At 33.2% G+C, this 19100-nt stretch carries 17 protein-coding genes; 6 read left to right on the plus strand and 11 right to left on the minus strand.

Annotated elements, in window-relative coordinates:
- Window positions 1-109: 109 nt before the first annotated feature.
- The 4 genes from D1B32_RS09500 to D1B32_RS09515 form a co-directional block, all read right to left on the minus strand.
- A complete protein-coding gene (locus D1B32_RS09500; protein ID WP_118889194.1) occupies window positions 110-859 on the minus strand; it encodes a phytanoyl-CoA dioxygenase family protein in 750 nt (249 codons plus the stop codon).
- A gap of 14 nt (window positions 860-873) precedes the next feature.
- On the minus strand, window positions 874-1707 hold the full coding sequence (locus tag D1B32_RS09505; RefSeq protein WP_118889195.1) for a phytanoyl-CoA dioxygenase family protein: 834 nt from the start codon (window positions 1705-1707) through the stop codon (window positions 874-876).
- A 12-nt stretch (window positions 1708-1719) separates the two neighbouring features.
- Entirely contained in the window at window positions 1720-2484 is a 765-nt protein-coding gene (locus tag D1B32_RS09510) for a phytanoyl-CoA dioxygenase family protein (protein WP_118889196.1), read from the minus strand.
- 68 nt (window positions 2485-2552) lie between these two features.
- The gene (locus D1B32_RS09515) at window positions 2553-3197 is read right to left on the minus strand and encodes a D-sedoheptulose-7-phosphate isomerase (protein ID WP_118889197.1); all 645 of its coding nucleotides are present in this window, start codon (window positions 3195-3197) and stop codon (window positions 2553-2555) included.
- Window positions 3198-3450: 253 nt separating this feature from the next.
- Here D1B32_RS09515 and D1B32_RS09520 point away from each other — a divergent pair, with 253 nt between their 5' ends.
- From D1B32_RS09520 to D1B32_RS09545, 6 genes are read left to right on the plus strand one after another with little or no spacing between them, the layout of a single operon-like run.
- Window positions 3451-4419 carry a PfkB family carbohydrate kinase gene (locus D1B32_RS09520; protein ID WP_158586232.1) on the plus strand — a complete coding sequence of 323 codons (969 nt, stop codon included), beginning with the start codon at window positions 3451-3453 and terminating at the stop codon, window positions 4417-4419.
- A 4-nt stretch (window positions 4420-4423) separates the two neighbouring features.
- Entirely contained in the window at window positions 4424-5809 is a 1386-nt protein-coding gene (locus D1B32_RS09525) for a glycosyltransferase family 9 protein (protein WP_118889199.1), read from the plus strand.
- A 13-nt stretch (window positions 5810-5822) separates the two neighbouring features.
- The gene (locus D1B32_RS09530; protein WP_095312241.1) at window positions 5823-6224 is read left to right on the plus strand and encodes a hypothetical protein; all 402 of its coding nucleotides are present in this window, start codon (window positions 5823-5825) and stop codon (window positions 6222-6224) included.
- On the plus strand, window positions 6221-6688 hold the full coding sequence (locus tag D1B32_RS09535; RefSeq protein ID WP_095312238.1) for an adenylyltransferase/cytidyltransferase family protein: 468 nt from the start codon (window positions 6221-6223) through the stop codon (window positions 6686-6688). The genes D1B32_RS09530 and D1B32_RS09535 overlap by 4 nt, the downstream gene beginning before the upstream one ends.
- 10 nt (window positions 6689-6698) lie before the next feature.
- Entirely contained in the window at window positions 6699-7502 is an 804-nt protein-coding gene (locus tag D1B32_RS09540; protein WP_118889200.1) for a phytanoyl-CoA dioxygenase family protein, read from the plus strand.
- Window positions 7503-7520: 18 nt separating this feature from the next.
- Window positions 7521-8309, plus strand: coding sequence for a phytanoyl-CoA dioxygenase family protein (locus D1B32_RS09545; protein WP_095312231.1), 789 nt, complete (start codon window positions 7521-7523; stop codon window positions 8307-8309).
- A gap of 59 nt (window positions 8310-8368) precedes the next feature.
- On the opposite strand, the gene D1B32_RS09550 is transcribed toward D1B32_RS09545, so the two are convergent.
- The 7 genes from D1B32_RS09550 to D1B32_RS09580 are packed head-to-tail and all read right to left on the minus strand — an operon-like array spanning window position 8369 to window position 19094.
- Window positions 8369-9967 (minus strand): carbamoyltransferase N-terminal domain-containing protein, encoded by a 1599-nt coding sequence (locus tag D1B32_RS09550; protein WP_118889201.1) that lies wholly within the window; start codon window positions 9965-9967, stop codon window positions 8369-8371.
- Window positions 9968-9969: 2 nt separating this feature from the next.
- Window positions 9970-11904, minus strand: a complete 1935-nt coding sequence (locus D1B32_RS09555) for a carbamoyltransferase C-terminal domain-containing protein (protein ID WP_240033763.1) — start codon at window positions 11902-11904, stop codon at window positions 9970-9972.
- Window positions 11891-13519, minus strand: coding sequence for a carbamoyltransferase family protein (locus D1B32_RS09560; protein ID WP_118889202.1), 1629 nt, complete (start codon window positions 13517-13519; stop codon window positions 11891-11893). The genes D1B32_RS09555 and D1B32_RS09560 overlap by 14 nt, the downstream gene beginning before the upstream one ends.
- A 17-nt stretch (window positions 13520-13536) precedes the next feature.
- Window positions 13537-15261, minus strand: coding sequence for an ABC transporter ATP-binding protein (locus D1B32_RS09565; protein ID WP_158586233.1), 1725 nt, complete (start codon window positions 15259-15261; stop codon window positions 13537-13539).
- On the minus strand, window positions 15254-16993 hold the full coding sequence (locus D1B32_RS09570; protein ID WP_118889204.1) for an ABC transporter ATP-binding protein: 1740 nt from the start codon (window positions 16991-16993) through the stop codon (window positions 15254-15256). Before D1B32_RS09570 ends, D1B32_RS09565 begins: the two co-directional genes overlap by 8 nt.
- Window positions 16984-17979, minus strand: coding sequence for a hypothetical protein (locus tag D1B32_RS09575; protein ID WP_118889205.1), 996 nt, complete (start codon window positions 17977-17979; stop codon window positions 16984-16986). Before D1B32_RS09575 ends, D1B32_RS09570 begins: the two co-directional genes overlap by 10 nt.
- On the minus strand, window positions 17976-19094 hold the full coding sequence (locus D1B32_RS09580; protein ID WP_118889206.1) for an aminopeptidase: 1119 nt from the start codon (window positions 19092-19094) through the stop codon (window positions 17976-17978). Before D1B32_RS09580 ends, D1B32_RS09575 begins: the two co-directional genes overlap by 4 nt.
- Window positions 19095-19100: the final 6 nt, after the last annotated feature.

Raw genomic sequence — 19100 nt, forward strand, 5'->3', positions numbered from 1 at the left:
CTAACTAAGCTTCTTTAATTTTCAAGCTCCTTTATATGGGGGATTGTTTATTATTAAATCCTAAAAAGATACCACTAATAAATAGCTAATATTATGGATAAATTGGAGATTACTCTTTGTATAGAAGTGGGTTTAGATTACTATTTGCATAGCCTCCGATTTCAATCCCAGGGAAAAATTTATAAAAATCCTGCTTAATATTTTGCTTAGGCTTTGTAAGCCTCGCCCCATCTGCATAGTAGACTATAGCAAAAGCCTTTCTAGTTTCATGAAAGGTATTTGAATCAGCACTATGAAGCGTCCATCCCTTGTGGAATGTAACATCACCAATCTCAAGACAGCCATAATTAATTTCTTTTAGTCCCTCTCTAATGGCTTTTCTTAAGCTTAATTCACCAAATTTTTGGGAGCCATTAATAAATTTTAGGGAACCAATTTTCTCCGATATTTTATTTAACGGCAACCATAAAGTGATTGTATTATCCGTATCCAAAGGCCATGCAACTTGATCTTGATGCCATGGTGTAGAATTACTTTTTGGTTTTTTAAACAGAATACAATCATAGTGTAGCCGAACTCCATCTACACCCAATAGTTTAGCTGCAACTTCAGCCAATAAAGGTGAGTGCACAAAATTACGGATGGTTTCTGATCTTGTCCATAGATTGGTTACCTCCAAAAATCCTTTACTAAAATCATCGCGTTCAGAATCAGACAATTCTTTTTGGGATAGGTCTTGGAGAACCAGTTCTATTTCCTTTTCCAGATGTTTAATTTCTTGTTTGTCAACTAGACCTTTGATAAAGATATGACCATTCTCATTAAATTCATGGCTAAGGCTTCCTTTTGTTGAAAACACTCAAGTACCATCTCCTATCTCCAAGAATCAAAATAACCTGCATCTTTAATGGAAAAAATGGTGCCCTGTTTCTCTGCGATTTTTGTATTATTATTGAATCTCCTTCTAACTTTCTCGCCCTCCCTATTAACTAGCTTGTTAAAGTTTAATGCCAACCTTTCAACACTGACGCCTGTAAAATGCGTTAATAAGCATCTTCTATATCGATCCTTTGTCACATTTGCATTAGACCCATGGATAATATTTCCGTTGAATATCACGACGTCTCCTGGATTTGTTGTGATATTTTCTACATATGAACCTTTGGGTACATTAATTTCCTGTCCCTTATCCGAAAAATACTCCCTTACATTTGTTGGGTCTTTTTCAGGATCTTCCAATTCTTTTTCCTGAGTTCCTCGTACAAATTGTAACCCCCCATTTTGTTCATCAGTGTAATCGAGCGATACCCAAGCAGCATATGTTGTTCCGGGGAATACCCCGAAAGCGTAATTATCTTGATGTAATGGGAGTTCCCGCGTTGTTGGGCTCTTAAAGTAATAACTAGTTGATATAACTAGAGGCTCTTCTCCAATAACAGCTTTCATCAAATCAAAGACTTCTGATTTGAGCGTGTGCTTCATAATGACAGGATTCTTCCGGTGATAATCTCTCATTCTTGGAAAAAGACTCTCAAGTGGTCTATCTTCTTTGGCATGTATTTCACCGTTTTGGACTAGCTGTATCCAATGGTTTCGGAACTGCTTATTTATCGAATTCACCTCTTGGTCACTATAAACTCCTTTAACATTAATAAAACCTTTTTTATGAAACTCCTCAATCTGTTCTTTTGATATTAGATTTTTCATCTGTTCCTCCTTTTATTTAAAACTTGACATATTTACTCGTTTTCGAATTCTTTCTCCTTTTTTATTTATTATTTTGTTATAGTTGAGTGTTAATTTTTTGCTACTTGTACCACAGTAATGACAAATGATGGAATTTCTAAAATCCGAGGCAGATTTGTTCTTTGTGGAATCATGAATAGCGTGTCCATGGTAGATTACAACGTCACCTGGTTCTGTATTTACACTGATTATGTCGTAACCATCAGGTACTTCTAATGTTTGAATATACCCTCCAAAAGTGTCAGCTTCATCATTGTAAACTTTCTTAGGTGTTAATAGTTCCAGCTTATGAGATTCCGGAACAAACCTCATTCCGCCATTATTTTCATCTGTTTTTTCCAGGCAGGTCCATATTGCATGACAAGTACCTGGTGAAACGCCAATTCCATAATTATCTTGGTGAAATGGGATGCCCTCCATAGTCGGCGGCTTGTAATAAAAGTTAGTAGAAATTAGTTCAACTTCCTCATCAATAAACATCTCTAAAACATTTAATACACTTTCTTTTAAGGCAAATTTTAATATTTCCTTATTCTCTAGATGAGTATCCCTTTGTCGAGGATAAAGACTATTCAAGGGTTTAGTTAAGTCTTGTTTAATCTCACCACTAGCCACCTTTTCCAGCCAAACTTTTTCATATTCTCGCTTTAACTCTTCCACTTCCTGGTTAGAGTAAGCTTCCTTTATAATGGTATAACCATTATAAAGGAACTCTTTCTTATGTTTGCCAATGTCCAATCGATCACACGCCCTTTGTAATAGTATCTAGCTTTGAGTTTAATATTGCTTGTATCAAAATTCTCGGCTTATTTTTGCTGGAATAGTTCTTTTTCCAGAATTAAACATAAAGTATGGTATATCGATAGATGATATTCTTGTATGCGGTATGTGTCGTTTGACGGGGCTTTTATAATAACGTCACATAAATTAGCCTCAATAAAACTCTCATGGTTACCTGTAAAACAAATAATATGCATATCAAGAGCATGAGCTGTATGGATTGCATTGATAACATTTTCAGACCTTCCGGAAGTTGTAAATGCAACTAAGATATCATCCTTCTCTCCATAGCCGATTATTTGTTGGGAAAAAGATAAATCGTATCCTTGGTCATTTGCAATAGCTGTCATCGCTGCACTTTGAGAAGAGAGAGAGTAAGCAGGTATTGAAGACTCGAGGTGATTAGCCAGGTAAATACCTCTTTCCCCAAGTTGTTCTAATTTTTGTTTCAATTCTTGTGATAAAATTCTTTTTCTATAAAAGGATTTGACTAATTCAGCAACCATATGGTCTGCATCAGCACTACTTCCTCCGTTGCCACATATCAAATACTTATTTTTAGAAATAAATGCATTTTTTAGATATTCATATGCTTGATTTATTTGAGATTTACATTGCTTTACTTCTGGCAATCGTTCTATTAATTTATTAATGTCGTCATATTCTTTCATAGTTACTTCCCCCCATAGAATACTCTAGTTAGATTGGATAACCAAACAACGCACTTCCTCCTATATGTCCCAATGTTAGTCTCTAAAGAAATATGTTAAATATTAAAAGGTGTGCTTGCGTACTTGTAATTTTGCATTCTAAAAAAGTATATGACTCGGCTTCTCCTAAAAGAAATTTAAACAATTTAAGCAGATATATATTCAACAAAATATATTAAGATAGATGTAATTCCATTTTAGAAGGTGAATCCGCTTGCCAGGATATAAACTACACAACGAAAAAAAAGAAGTATTGATTATAGGTGATATTGTTTTAGATTGTTATATTGAAAGCAAACGGTCTTATGCATCAAATGAGAAAATAAATAAGTTAATGGTTAGAAAAAAAACATATATAGCAGGAAATGCTGCAAATGTTGCTAATAATTTGGCGAGATTAGATATAACTGTCCATTTGTATGGTTTGGCAGGAAATGACGTGTTAGGAAATAAACTAGAAACGTTATTAGATCCGAGCATCAAAAGTTATATTTCCAAAAGCAATAACAGGACACCGCTTAAAATGCGTTATCTAGACGAGCGGAAACAAGCACTGTTACGAGTCGACGACGAGGAATATGCTGATTTAACAACATCTGAGTATCAATTTCTCATATCTTTATTTGATAAATTACAAGACAGAATTGGGTATCTTATTATATCTGATCTTAATAAAGGAACATTCAGCGATGCTATAATTAAAAAATTAATTAATAAAGCAAGGAAAGCAAATATCCTTGTTCTTATTGATCCTTCCGGTAGTCGTCCTAATTCTTGTTATTCTAATGCTGATTTCTTATTTCCTAACATTGATGAACTAGAGAAACTCCAAAATCAGAAGTTTAATCATGTAAACGAGGCAATTACTATTGCACGGGACATAAACAGGTCTTATCAAATTAATTACATTCTCTTAAAGGCAGACAAATTCGGAAGTTTCTTTGTCAATCATAATAACATTCTTCATATTCCAGCAAGTGCTAAAAATGTTATTTGTGAAGTGGGGGCTGGTGATTCTTATATAGCGGGGTTTGTTTATTCATTAATCACTCACCGATTTGTATTAAAATCATTCATCTTTGCCAATTTAAGTGCAGCAATATCTATTTCAAAAGATTTTACTGCTGTTGTTGAAAAAGAAGAATTAGAAACCGCTTATCGTTCAATAAAGGTGGATAGATAATAATATGGATCTTTTTAGAGAAAAGGTAAAACAAAACAGAAGCTTATTAAAGAGCAGAGGTAATAAATATGTTTTTTTAATCGAGAAAGAATATATATCTGATGCTATTTCTATGTTAGAAATATACAGTAAAAGTATCATAATATTTGAGGGGAATTGTACGATTCAACTGTCCAAAATTTTTCACGACTTAGAAATCATTTTGCTAGATAAATCTGACATGCCTACTAAAATAGAACACCTTCTTAGAGAAAACAATACCGATTCAGGATGCAACAAAAACCTTCTGGAGAATCCATGTTCTATTTTAATTGAAATCAATCCAAAGGTGGACTCTTTCCTATTAAATGACCGATTGATAAACACATTATATAATAGTGACTTTTTCTATTCTTACACCATTTTCCCATCAAAACATACGATTTATCCCGTATTTCTCCCCACTAGAAACGATTATCAGTATACAAAAGAAAAGCAACCAGTAAAAATAAAGGCAGTATTATTAGATTGGTTTTTTGGAAATGGAGATGTAGCAATCATCTATAAACAATTAAAAAAGTTTATTCAATTAGAAGAAAAAAACTGTAGGGTTGATATTATAACTAGAGGAAAGCCTTTGAAGTTACTACAAGACCTATTTCCTGAATGTCGAATATACACCCACTTTGATAGCTATTATATCTATGAATTTCTTACTAAATCCAACTTCTATAGTGATGTGCACTTTATTAACACAAGGCTAGATCATCCTCCCCATTTACACCTATTAGATGTTGCAACAAAATCTTTAGGTTTTTCAGAGCCCGTCTCTCCGTTTATTTCTAAAGAACTATATCCATTACTACCTACTGAAATAGAAGACCAATTAATGTACCTAAAATGTAAAGGAAGTAGTGTAGTTGGTATTCAATTAGACAACGGAGACGGACAACGTTCTTGGGACGGGGAACATATAAATAAATTGGTGAGGATTTGTAAAGAGAATCACATAACCTTAATCAACCTTACTCCATCCCCCCACATATCAAATGAGTTTGTCGATTTAGATGTAAGTTTACTTCCTATTTCTAAGTTATTCACGGTAATAAGTAAATTAGATGCTGTAGTAAGTATTGATAGTGTCTGTGGACATATTGCAGGCGTTGTCGGAACTCCTTCTATAACAATATGGGGGAAGGACAAACCCCTTGCAAGTCCACAGAATCCCTTTGTTAGTTTTAGGGTACTCAGTCAAAACTATAGTCTTTGTCCGACCTCTAACGAAATAAACGATATACCAAGTGAATTGGTTTTCAAACATTTAATAAGGTTACTAGAATCTGAATTTTCAAGTCCCGAAAGAATTACTATTGATCAAACTATCTCTGGATATAACATAGAAGAAATTTAAGGCTGTGATACTAATGTCAACTATTTGGATAAAAAACTTGTCTGAGACAGCTAATTTAGAAGGATATTATAAGAATCTTATCACCAAGGAGCTTAAAGCGCTCGGTGTTAATACTATCCGTGTGGTTACAAATATTGAAGAAACAGACCCGAAGGATACTACTATGTTAGTTATATCTTCTCATCAGATTCTAGCCGATAATTTATCCTATCAATCTGCAAATAACTATTTCAATACTCCTTTTAACATTAGCGCAATTATTATTCCAGAGCAGTTTAAAAATTTTTCATACCGATTTACCAATCTTCAATTTTCACCTCTTTGTTTTATTTATAATCCCCATCGAAATACTATACACGATTTATCCCTTTATTTAGCAAGTAAATTTAATATAAAAGCTGAGGTATTAAAATGAATAGTAAACTAGTAACCGTTAATTCATTGGTTGACATCGTAAAAGAACAAAAAAAAAAGCAACACAACATTATCCTAGCTGGGGGATGTTTTGATTTCTTCCACCCTGGCCATCTTGATTATTTAAGAGAAGCAAAACTATTAAATGGAGTTGTTATTGTTGGAGTGAATTCTGATCAATCATTTACAAAAGTTAAAGGAAAGCCTCCCCTTTTTACCTTTATGGACCGTGTAAGCATTCTTTCCGCATTAGAATATGTCGATTATGTTGTAAAAATTGATGAATTTAATTTAGCAGATATGATTGAAAAGATAAAACCTAATTATTTTGTTAAAGGAATTGATTATAAAGGGAAACTAATTCCTGAACATCGTACAGCCCACATAGTTGGAACGAAGGTTTTATGTTTAGGTAAGAGAAAACGGTTTTCTTCAACTGAACTTAAAAACACTTTAAAATATTGAGGTGAAGCATATGATACTACCAAATTTAGACTCTTTATATAATTTAACTGAAGAACAAATTGAAAATTTTCAGAGAGATGGACACATTTTCTTACCTTCCGTAATGAAAAAGGAAGAAGTGAACGTCTATAGAACCTTCGTAGCCCAACATGTTAAATCGAATAACCTCTATCATGTTCCCAAAGAAGATCGCCATCATTATGGTGTGGAGAAGGCGTTTCCATCTGTTATGAATATGTGGGAAACAAATCCAGTGATAAAAAGAATTACCTTTGCTAGAAGGTTCGCAAAAATTGCTGCTGATCTCCTTGGCGAAGATCGTATACGTCTGTATCACGATTCCTCCATTTTTTTACCACCAGGTGGTAAAGCCATTCCCTGGCATACTGATAGTAGTTACATGCTACCTACTTATCCAGATAAAACGATTACCATGTGGATGGCGCTCAATTACCTTCCAGAAGAAATTGGATCAATGGGATTTGTGTCGCGTTCACATGAATTAGCTACTGAAAATGTTTTATTAGCTGCCAGAAAAGGATATCCTTTAGTTGAATATGGAGCAATGAATCCTGGAGATGCAACATTTCATTCTGGCTTGACTCTACATTATGCTGCGGGAAACCCAACTCCCTATTATAGAGAAGTACTAACCATCATCTATATAGCTGATGATTTAACTATCATAGATCCAGAAGATAATAAGGTTAAAGATGCTAGAAATTATCATTTAAAAAGACTATTCCCCTCGAAAAAACCTGGAGACAAAGCTTCAAGTCATTATACTCCTATTCTATATTCGCGGGAATGGTAAAAAGAAAGGTGTAATAATTTGAATACCAACAAATTACCTTCATTAGACAGCAAATACGAATTAACAAAACAGCAAATACTGAATTTCACTACTCTTGGTCATTCTTTACTAAAAGGTGTTGCTACTAAAGAAGAACTATCCTTCTATCGACCAATAATTCATGAAGTAGCTATAAACTACAATGAGGAAACTAGATTACTAGAAGATCGTGATACTTTTGGTAAAGCTTTCTTACAAACTATTAACCTGTGGAGGAAGGATGAACGAATCAAAAAGTTTGTAACTGCTCGTAGGTTTGGAAAAATAGCTGCAGATTTATTGGGGGTAGATTGTGTTCGACTCTATTTAGACCAATCTTTTATTAAAGAAACGGGAGGTGGACCTACCCCGTGGCATCAGGATAATAACTATATGGCCGAACTAATCCCAGAAAAGAAAATAACCATGTGGATGCCCCTTATTGATATTCCAAGTTCTATTGGTTCTTTATGCTTTGTATCTAAATCTCACCGATACAAAAGTATGACTACTAAACAAGTTGTAAGAGAGAATCTGGAAACCGTCAGTTACGGTGAAATGAAAGCCGGAGATGCCACTTTCCATGATGGATGGATTCTTCACGCAGCCAGTCAAAATAACGAAAGCTTTGATAGGGAAGTAATGACTATCACTTTCTTTGCAGACCCAGCTAAAATCGCATATCCTGATACCGATGAAAGGATTAATCACATAAAAACGTACTTCCCGAATCGTAATTCAGGAGATTATGCAAATACGTATTTGAACCCCATAGTTTTTAAACGATAAATAAAGAAAAACGAGCTAAAGAGCTCGTTTTTCTTTATTTAAATTGAATATCAACATCCTTACATATTTTTCGTAATTAAATAATTATCAATATAAAGATAATCCAAGTAAGATTGATAAAAAAATTCTAAAGCATCTAACGGGGTTTCAATTAAAGTTGCTCCAGAAATTTTTAATGGAGTATTGATAACCATCGGTAACGCAGTGAGGTTATAAAATTCATTAACTAAATTATGAATTAGGGAATTGACCTTTTGATCTGTTGTAATAAAATAAGTTGACCAATTACCGTTATTTAACGGTGGTGGTATTTCTGAGCTGTTTAAATAACAAGTGTTAACAAAATAAGGGGAGGATAGATTATTATTATCTATCCCTAACCAATTTTCATCTAGAATGAAAGCCATAAACGAACTTTCCAGTTTTCTATTCTTTATTTTATTTAATCTGACTTTATTTAATAAAAAACTTGGATTACCCAAAATACATCTACTACCTAAGGGAGCTCGTCCAAATTCACTTCGCCCATTAAAGATTCCAATTAGATTTCCTTGTTCAAGCAATTCAGCTAAGCGTTTCTCAGGGTAACTATCGAGATGTTCATACTTTGCATCATACACCCCTAGTGCAGTATTAATGTCTTGTTGCGTATATTTTCGGCCTAGAAACGGCGAGTAACTCCTATTAGTTAATAGTTTTTTTGAATTATCTTGATAATACATATATAATGCACTACCCAAACAAGTTCCAGCATCCCCCATAAATGTTGATACGAAATATCGTTTAAACGGAGATAACTGTTTTATTTTTGATAGAAGAGTAGCATTCTCAAATATTGAACCAGATAGACAGAGATTTTCTTCACCTGTTCGCTCATAGAGATAATTGCACATTTCAAGCACAATGATCTCCAAATGGTATTGAATCGCATACGATAAATCAGCCTTAATTTGATCTCTTATTTTAGTTGCATGTGCATCTTCTAACTTCTGTTTGATATACCTTTTTAAGCTTTCCAGTTGCTCATTTGCTTGGATAAATTCGCCCTCGCTAATTGAATAAAATTGATAAAAATCCTGAACAAATCGATCATTTCCTTTGGCAGCTAGCTTCATGGTTTTTTTATCATCCATCTCATGAAATCCAATACCTACGGTGACATATTGAAGAAACATTCCCAATGAATTAGTTACTATTTCAAAATCATCACTTTCGATTCCCTCTACCTTTTTATTTAGAGTTATTTGGCAGTTTTTAGACGTATAGAAACTTATCGTTTCACGGATGCGATTTTTCTCATCTGTATAACTACCTCTTCCGTCCACAACTAAAATTGCACTCCTCTCAAAATTCGATAAATAATAACTGGCAGATGCATGTGATAAATGATGATTCATCAACTTAATTTTATCAGCAAACTTGACATAATAATCTGACTCAATAATGTCATTTCCTATTACAATATCGATATCATCTATGTTAATACCTAAGTATTTTAAGCAGTAGTCAACAGCTTTACATCGAAAAGTTGATCTATCATGATAGGAGCCTTTTACTTTACTCAGTCGTTCTTCCTCTATAGCAACAGCAACTTCCCCATCAACAACTATACAAGCTGAAAAGTCATGAATGGATCCACCTAACCCTAATATTTTCATGATTATTCGTCCTTCCTAACAAACATACGATATTTCTTTAACGGACCAATTTCATTTACTAATCTTGAAGCATCATCTGGGTCTTTGAGATCGTATTTATAAAGAAATCGAACTTTTTCTAAAGGGTCCTTATAGAAGGTTAAAAGTTCTTTTGGTACATTGAAGGGATTTGCTTTTTTCCATAGCGCTATCTTTTGATCGCTATTTAAATCATCGATAGTGAGTGGGCGTTGACTAGGTTCACTATGGAGGAATTTATGATGGTTCTGGAATTCAATTCGATTTCCATTAAAATAACCCACCTTGATTCCTTTACGTAAACAAAAGTTAATTGCTTCATCTATACGATTTATTATTGGCTCTCCTTTATCATTTAAGGATGTGTTACAAATAATTGGAATTCCTGTTTTTTGATAAAATCGCAGTATTACATCATAGATTAGAGAATTCATTTCCCGGTTAACCGTTTGCACCCTTGCAGACTCATCCAAATGAGAAACGGCTGGAATATAGTTAACCATGGACTCCTTAATTTTAAATGTATGAAGCATATATTCGGAAGGATAGGCACCTTCAAACCACTGTTCTAAATACTCCTCTAATACAATTGGGGCAACCGGTCTCCACCATTCTCTTTGTTTAATTCTATTTAATTCATCCTTCATTTTGACTGATCTTGGGTCACTTATAATAGAGCGATTTCCTAAAGCTCTTGGGCCAATCTCTGTTCTTCCATTAAACCAAACAACTGGATAGTTTATTATATCATCTACTACTATTTCTTTATCTGGAATACTAATAGATTTAATGAATTTACCGTATTTTTCTCGAGTCGATATCTCACAAAATTCGTTGCCTTCTCCATAATATGCATTTCTAAAGGTAAATGAAATACGTCCGATCTCTTTATAGAATGCATAAAGACCAGTTCCTAAGGATAAACCGCTATCTCCAACACAAGGAGGAGCAATAAAACTTTTAAAGTGATACTTATTCATAAGATAACTATTCGTTGGACAATTTAATGTAAATCCACCTGACATCGATAAATGTGTTTCCTCTGGGTTAATATTATAATGAGCAAGTACTTTCTCAATATTAATATCCATTACCTTAAATGATGCTTCTTGTATAATTTTCATTAACATACTTATTTTATTCTCTTTTTCTGTAAAAAGAGGATCAAAATAGTTAAATAATTTTCCTTCATCCGCTTTCGTAAGTGAATTTATTTTATCATATAGTTTTTCAAATGGATTTTCCTTACCAAAATAACCGGAACCATCAAGCAGGGGAATTTCATGGCTGTATTGATAATAAGCCTTACTTTTGCTCGCACTGGCCAATGCCATTAACGTCCCCTCTTTGATTCCAAAATAAAACATAGCCCATCCCCAAAGCAGTCCTGGTGATTCAACGGGAAACAGTTCGATTTTACCTTTGTTAACATAACAACCCGCATAATAAGGTTTATGGATTCGTTCTGTTTCATCGACAACCCCATCAGGTCCACCATCCACTGCAAAACCAATTATTTTATCGTTATAAAACTTATCTGGGTCCAAAAGAATTGAAGAAAACAAATGACAAATACTATGATATGATAAATCGTCATATTGCCTAAGTGAATGATAATCTTCTGTTGTATTCAAACCCGGAGTCCCCCATACTGCCTGCATATTATTTAATGTAAGATTAAGCGGACGTAACAATTTATTGATTGTTTTTTTGGCTTGTTCCACACTATGAAAGGATTTATGGTGTTCCTTTTTACCAGAGAACCTTTCTAACTCCCAATAATGAATGAGTTCAATTGAGTTTCCAATCTTATAAAATAATGCCATATTTTGATCATGTCTAACGATTGTGTCTAACAAATGATCAATGGGATCAATGTGTAGGTACGTTGCTAAATAATATCCATCATTCATAGCCATTACCCACACTTTCTATTTTCTGTAATAAATAATTTCCAATCACAAGGTAGTCTAAATCCATACGAAGAAAGGAATCTAAAGCATCTTGAGGGGATTCAACAATTGGTTGTCCATTATCATTAAACGATGTATTAAGCAGTATGGGTATGTTAGTTTTATTATAAAAATAACGAATAAGCTCATAAAATTGCGGATTCAGGGCTATTGAAACAGTTTGCAATCTGCCGGTTCCATCTACGTGAGTCACTGCCGAAATTTTATCTTGAGCATTCACTTTTATCTTCGGAACAAATAGCATATAAGGAGAGGACTTTGAAAAATCAAAAAAATCACGGGCATATTCTTCCAATACTGCTGGAGCAAATGGCCTAAAAGGTTCTCTATGCTTGATTCGTTTATTAATTATATCCTTCATATTAGGATTTCTTGGGTCTGCGAGGATACTTCTATTTCCGAGTGCACGAGGCCCTGCTTCTGATTTCCCTTGAAACCAACCAATAATTTTTCCTTCCGATAATAACGTTGAAACTTCATCATATAGGTCATCTTCTGTATGTTGAACAATAGTAAGGTTAGAAGCATGTTTATGAAATGCAGATTTTATGTCAGAATCACTATATTCTTTACCCAGATACGGGCTACAGTCCCCAGTATTTGGTATTCTTTCATACCCTCCGATTTGATAATACCCATATAATGAACAACCTACGGCGGTTCCAGCATCACCAGCAGCTGGGAAAATATATAGGTTCTTAAATGGCGTTCTTCTTAGAATTTTTTCGTTCGCCACACCATTTAAAGCAACCCCTCCTGATAGGCATAGGTTTTCTGATTTAGTAATACTGTATAAATTTATACAGGCAGCAATTAGAACCTCTTCTAGATGGTGCTGTACTGCATATGCCATATCTGCTTTTGTTTGTTGTTTATCTTGACTGTTTTTCATCTGATACCTTACAAACTCACGCATTTTCTGAATCTGTAAAAGAGATTGTTTAAATTGACCTTTATGATCGAACCAAAAGAATTCAGTAAAATCTTTAATATACTTTTCTGTTCCGAATGGTGCTAATCCCATTGTTTTACCATCCTGTAAAAATCCAAATCCAATTAAATCTGTCATTTCCTCATAAAATTTCCCTACTGAATTTTCTATCAAATCGTTTTCTTCAAGTCCGCTAACTTTTTTTAATTCAATAATATCTCTCCCCTTACCGTAGTAATAAGAGATAGTCTCTCTTTCTCCATTTGATAAAAAGCTCCCTCTACCATCTACAATTAGGATTGCTGATTCGTTGAATGGTGAAGGATAAAATGTCGTAGCAGCATGTGATAAGTGGTGGTTAATTTGATGTACGTGATGATGATTAAATCTAGAATAGTATGCTGGCTCAACAATATCCGATGTCACGATGCAATCTAAATCTTCTTCATTCATGTTATTCACCGACAAACAATATTCGGCCGCTTTATTTAATACAATCTTCTTATGGATATTTAACGAATGTTTCATCCTCAACAATCGTTCTTCTTCAATATACGTTAATATTTTTCCGTGTTGAGACAAGCATGAAGAAAAGTCATGAATAGATCCCCCTATACCTAAAACGTTCAAACGATCACCCCTCTTTTTTATTCAACCAATACTTTATGTCGCTTTGTTTGTAGTGCGGTTAATTTATAAAAAAAGCCTTTTTTCTTTATTAGTTCTCTATAGGTTCCACCTTCTTCAATTATTCCTTTGTTTAGGACAAATATTTTATCAGCATCTTTTACTGTAGTTAAACGGTGCGTTACCATAATAAGCGTTTTATCCCTTGTTTCTTCTACAAGTTTTTTAAAGATTTTTCGTTCAGTTTCATAGTCTTGACTGGATGTTGCTTCATCCAGAATAATTATTTTTGTATCCTTAAGCAGGGCTACTGCAATCGCAAGAATCTGTTTTTCCCCGGTTGATATACTATTATTGTTAGATGAGGCAAAACCTTGCTTTCTTATTTTTTCAGTTAATTTTGCCGAACCAAGCTTTTCCAAAATCGTAATACATTTATTCCATTGATTTTCACTAAGCTCTTTCAAATAGGATAGTTCGAACTCATAACTATGCTGATCAACATAGGAAATTTGATTCCTAACTGTTTTTGTATTGAGCAGAGTTATATCATTATTATCGATTAGTATTTTTCCTTTACCGGGTGCATAAAATTTCAATAGTAAACTTAAGATAGAACTTTTTCCAGAACCCGACGGACCAACAATAGCAACCTTTTCTCCGTGACTTACCGAAAAACTTATCTTCTTTAGAATATCTTGGTTTTCTTGATAATTAAAATAAACATCCGAGAAAACAATATTACCTTTATCTATCTTTTTCACAATAGTATTCTTTGATTCGACTTGATTGTTATCATAAACACTAAATACTCGATTTGCTGCTTCAAGGGCAGTTAACGATACTACCCATTGCCCATTCATACCTTTAAATAATGCGAAGATTCTTCTAATGTAATCAATCAATAAATATAACAAACCTATACTATAAGAACCTTCTATAATCGAACCTCCAAAATACCAAATCATACTTGCGATTACTAATCCTTGCAATAGACCATTTAAGTTTACATCCGTCAAATGAAGCGTGTGCATCCTTTTCAACATATTTCGGTATATCTTATGATTCGTTTCTACGTATTCACTATTAATCTGAGATTCTGCATTATTTAATTTTACTAAAGAGAAATTTTTAATTATATCAACAAATAAAATGTTTATCTTGTTTAAATACTCTTGAATATTAGTTATATACTTATGAACAGGTTTATTTATGATGTAATTCACTGTCATAAATACAATTGGAATCCCGAGTGAAAGTAATCCAAAAAGGGGATTAATCAAAAAGAGTGCTATATATAAGCCAATTAATTGAAGTAGACTAACAATAAATCCCCCTAAAAAATTATCAAATACATCTTTTATTTGCATCGACTCATTTGTTAGTTTATTGATAATATCACCAGGTGGTATCTTATCAAAAAAATTTTTTGGTTGCCGATTTAGATACTGTACTAAGTCATTTCTAATTATCTGTACCAGTCTAAGAGTATATTTTGAGAAAATATACTCATGTCCAAAGTTAAGTAAACCAGACAATATAATCAAAATAACTAGTCCAATTAGTGCATTGGAGAGTATATTCGTTATGCTGTGCTCTATATAGTTGTCCAATATAATCTTGATTAAATATGGAATGTATAAATCGATTGTAATCGCAATTAATAATATAAAAGTGGTGACGACAAATTGATACTTATAATTCAATAAGTAATCAAACAACCTTTTAATCGTCTTTCTATTCACACTGTAACCTCCTCTCTTCTTCCTCCAATTCACTTAACTCTTTAAATTTACGATATTGATTAGAATACCAATTATTGGATTGAATGAGAGTTTCATGGCTACCCATTTCAACTACCTTTCCATCTATTAATACGATAATTTTGTCTACCCTCTGTGTAAGCTCAAAGTTATTTGTAACAATTATATTCGTTTTTTCTCGTCGAAACCTCAGTAGTTTCTCAAAAATCGCAACCGCACTCTTTGAATCTATGAAGGAAAAAATATCATCTAATAATAGTAATTCGGAATTTTTTAAAAGTGCTCTAGATAGTGCTAATTTTTGAAGTTGCCCCCCCGATAGATTCTTTCCACTTCCCCCGATACTCGAATTTAAAGTTAAATTTGAATTTTTCACTTCTTTATGAAGGCTGGTAATTTGCAAAACTTCCTCTATCTTCTCCTTTGCAGATGAACTACCCAAGATTAAATTTTCGTAAATGGTTTTCGATAAATTTGATGGTTCTTGAGGCACATATGCAACAAGGTTTGATAGATTCTTTTGGGAAAGCTCTCTGTAAGGAACATTTGAAATACTAGCGCTGCCCTCATAGGTATCATACTCTCCTGCAAAGAATGAAATTAAAGAACTTTTCCCGCTACCTGTCTTCCCAACTATTGCAATATTTTCTCCCCTTCTAACTATCAGATTCACATCACTCAGGGCATTTGAATTTCCTCTTCTAAGACTAAAATGCTCAAAACGTATATCTGTTAGTGATTTAATATTACGAGTAAAACTTGAATTGTTTTTCGTGTTATCCACATAATCTATAAACCGACTTGCTGATGCATTTCCCTGTTGGAAAAAATTTATAAAATCTCCTAACGCTCTTATAGGCCAATGCAGTAAGTTTATATAAAACAAAAAAGTGATCAATGCGCCAATTGTTATGTCACCCACAGCAATTAAATATGAACCATACCCCAATGTAATAACGTAATTAATACGAATCAACGTAACAATGATAGGATGAAACATACTAACTGTTCGCGCTAAAACAATCTCAGAATTTGTAACACCTTGATTCAACCGAAAAAAACTCTCCACGTACTTTTTTTCTAACATAAATATCCGAATCAAGCGTAATCCATTAAAAAATTCTAGACTGTGATTGTTAAGGTAGCCTTTTTTATCTTGTACATCCATACTATTTTGGTGCACTTGCTTTCCTAACCTTTTTACTACAAAAATAATTAATAGCATGGGCGGCAGGGAAACGATTGTTAGTTTCCAGCTGATCATTATACTCATTGTAAAAATAACCAGAAGTCCAATTACAGTACTCATAAAACTTAGGATTCCAAATCCGAAGCTAGATCCAATAGTATTGATATCGTTATTCATTATAGTCAAAGCATTCCCCTGATCATTAGGTGCTTTTTTGTTGTACAAGGTTCGATAAAACATGTCTTTCCTTAGTTCCTTTTGAATAAAAAATTCTCCTCCAAATAGAGAGGATGACCAGATATAAATCACAACAAAGTGAAATAAAGCAATTGCGACCAGTAATATGACTTCTGATATTAACTTAGACTGAGTTAGATTCCCGGACGTCAATGAATCGATTATATCCCCAATTAATTTTGGGGGGATTACTTGTAATATTTCAGAAAAGATTAAAAAAGTAAAAGCAATGAGATAAAGTATAGTGCGTTTGCTTAAGTATCTTTTAAATATATCAACTAGATACATGTAGAGTCACCTATTCGCTTTAAAACACGCTGTAATAACTGTATTTCTTTTTCCTGTATATCCTTTATTTTTTCTACGAGTCCTAATATTACACGTTCATTTTTCCTTAACATATAACGCAAAACAGATTTCTTTAGATTTTCTACCATTATTACAATATTATTTATTTCATAAATATAACTTTTATCTATTAAACCTAGTTTGTGTATTTCACGTATTATAAACTGTATAATATATTTATGCTCAACAAGAATTTGAAAGTTTTTAATATTCAACTCCCTTTCTTGACTACCTATTGCTTTCAAATGTTGGATTAATAACTTGTAATTATCAAGACCGTATGCATAATCATTGCTAGGATATAGCTTTTTAATATTAGAATGTATTTCGATGCAGTCCTTCGAATTTAAATAATCTTTTAACTGGGACGATATTTCATTTAACATATTTTTTATTTCCGGTTGAGAATGATGGATAGCTTTATAAAGATATACGTTTCTTTTTGAAGATTCTTGAGGATTTGCGTAAACGTAAGCATTGCAAATATGTTTTTTATGAAGTACTTTTCTTTCGAGCATCCCATTTTTGTTAACAGCTACAAACATGAAAGTTTCTTTACTACTGTCATACCCATATATCAATATATCGTTGGTTTTAAATGATCTGGAAAAAGAGGTTTGATATTGGAGGTAATACTGATCAAGATATAAACGAATGTAGAATCCCGCACGTAGTGATTCTATTAAAAATTCATCTACTAATCTATCTTTTAAGGAAAGGGAACTAATGGATACAAATGGAGTGGGTTCTTTTGCTACGTTATGGTATTCAAAAATATCTAAGGATTGTTTTTCTTTATGTCCGTACAATTGAATACTTTGTGCAAAGTACCATATTGCTTCACGGTCACTCAATATGGACAGGGGAAATGCATGATTACTACTAGCACTAATTAATGGTGTTGTGATATTATGCGTTATTTTCAATTTTCTCCCTCCATTAAATAGTTTAGTTGCTGCAACTCTTCTGGAATAAATAACCCATCTTTTCTAATGAGCTCTCCATCAAAGAACAGTTCACCGCCTCCGTATTCTTTTTGTTGATTTAAAATAAAATCTACATGAATAGATGATTCATTCCCGTTATATGCCATTGGGAATGCTTGTCCTAATGCAAGATGTAAACTTCCAAACATTTTTTCATCAAACAGGAGATTATTTAGAGGCTTTTTAATATATGGATTCAACCCAATCCCAAACTCTCCAATGTATTGAGATCCTTCATCTGTAGATATAATTCGGTGTAAAGTATCTTGATTCCTTGATTTAAAGCTAATAACCTTACCATTTTTAAATTCAAGAAACACGTCTTCCAATAGTTCTCCGTTTAGTGAAGTAATACAATTAAAATGGATATACCCTTCCACTGTTTCTTTTATCGGTGCAGAAAATATTTCTCCATCCGGAATGTTGTATTTACAATCACATAGATAGTTCCCAATTCGTTTCATTGAAAAAGTCAGATTTGTATTCGGGGATTTAATTTCAACCGTGTTGGTGTTGTTCATTAAACGTTGTAGAGGTATGACATCTCTCTTAAGTTTCTCATAATTAAAAGTAGACGCTTTATAATACGTATCTACTAACTCTGTTGAACCAATTTTGGCCAATTGTGCCATTCCATAGGTGGGGTATTGAAGCAATGTCCAATTTTCTTTCATCAAATATGCATGCTGATAAGGATTTAAGAATCGTCTGTTGTATAGAGACAGCTTATCTTTAGGGATATCTTCAAACTCATAAAGGTTCTCATGGGACTTAATACCAATATAAACATCCATATTCTTTAAACGATACAATTCCTGATCAAGCCATAATTTTAAACTTTCTTCCGAAGAACCCATTATTAATTCTTTTATGTGTTTCGTCTTGTACGTTCGTAAGTAAGGGAGTGCCCCTCGATTGTATATTTCCTTAATAATTTCGTTAACAAAATTATTAACTTCTCCTTGAACATCTATCATTACCTTATTTCCTTTTTGAATGTGATTTGAGGTTATTAATCGTTGTATTATTTCTTTTTGTTGAACGGTTGAAAGCATACCATC

The sequence above is a fragment of the Oceanobacillus profundus genome (assembly GCF_003515705.1).
In the GTDB taxonomy this organism is placed as follows: Bacteria; Bacillota; Bacilli; order Bacillales; family Amphibacillaceae; genus Oceanobacillus; species Oceanobacillus profundus.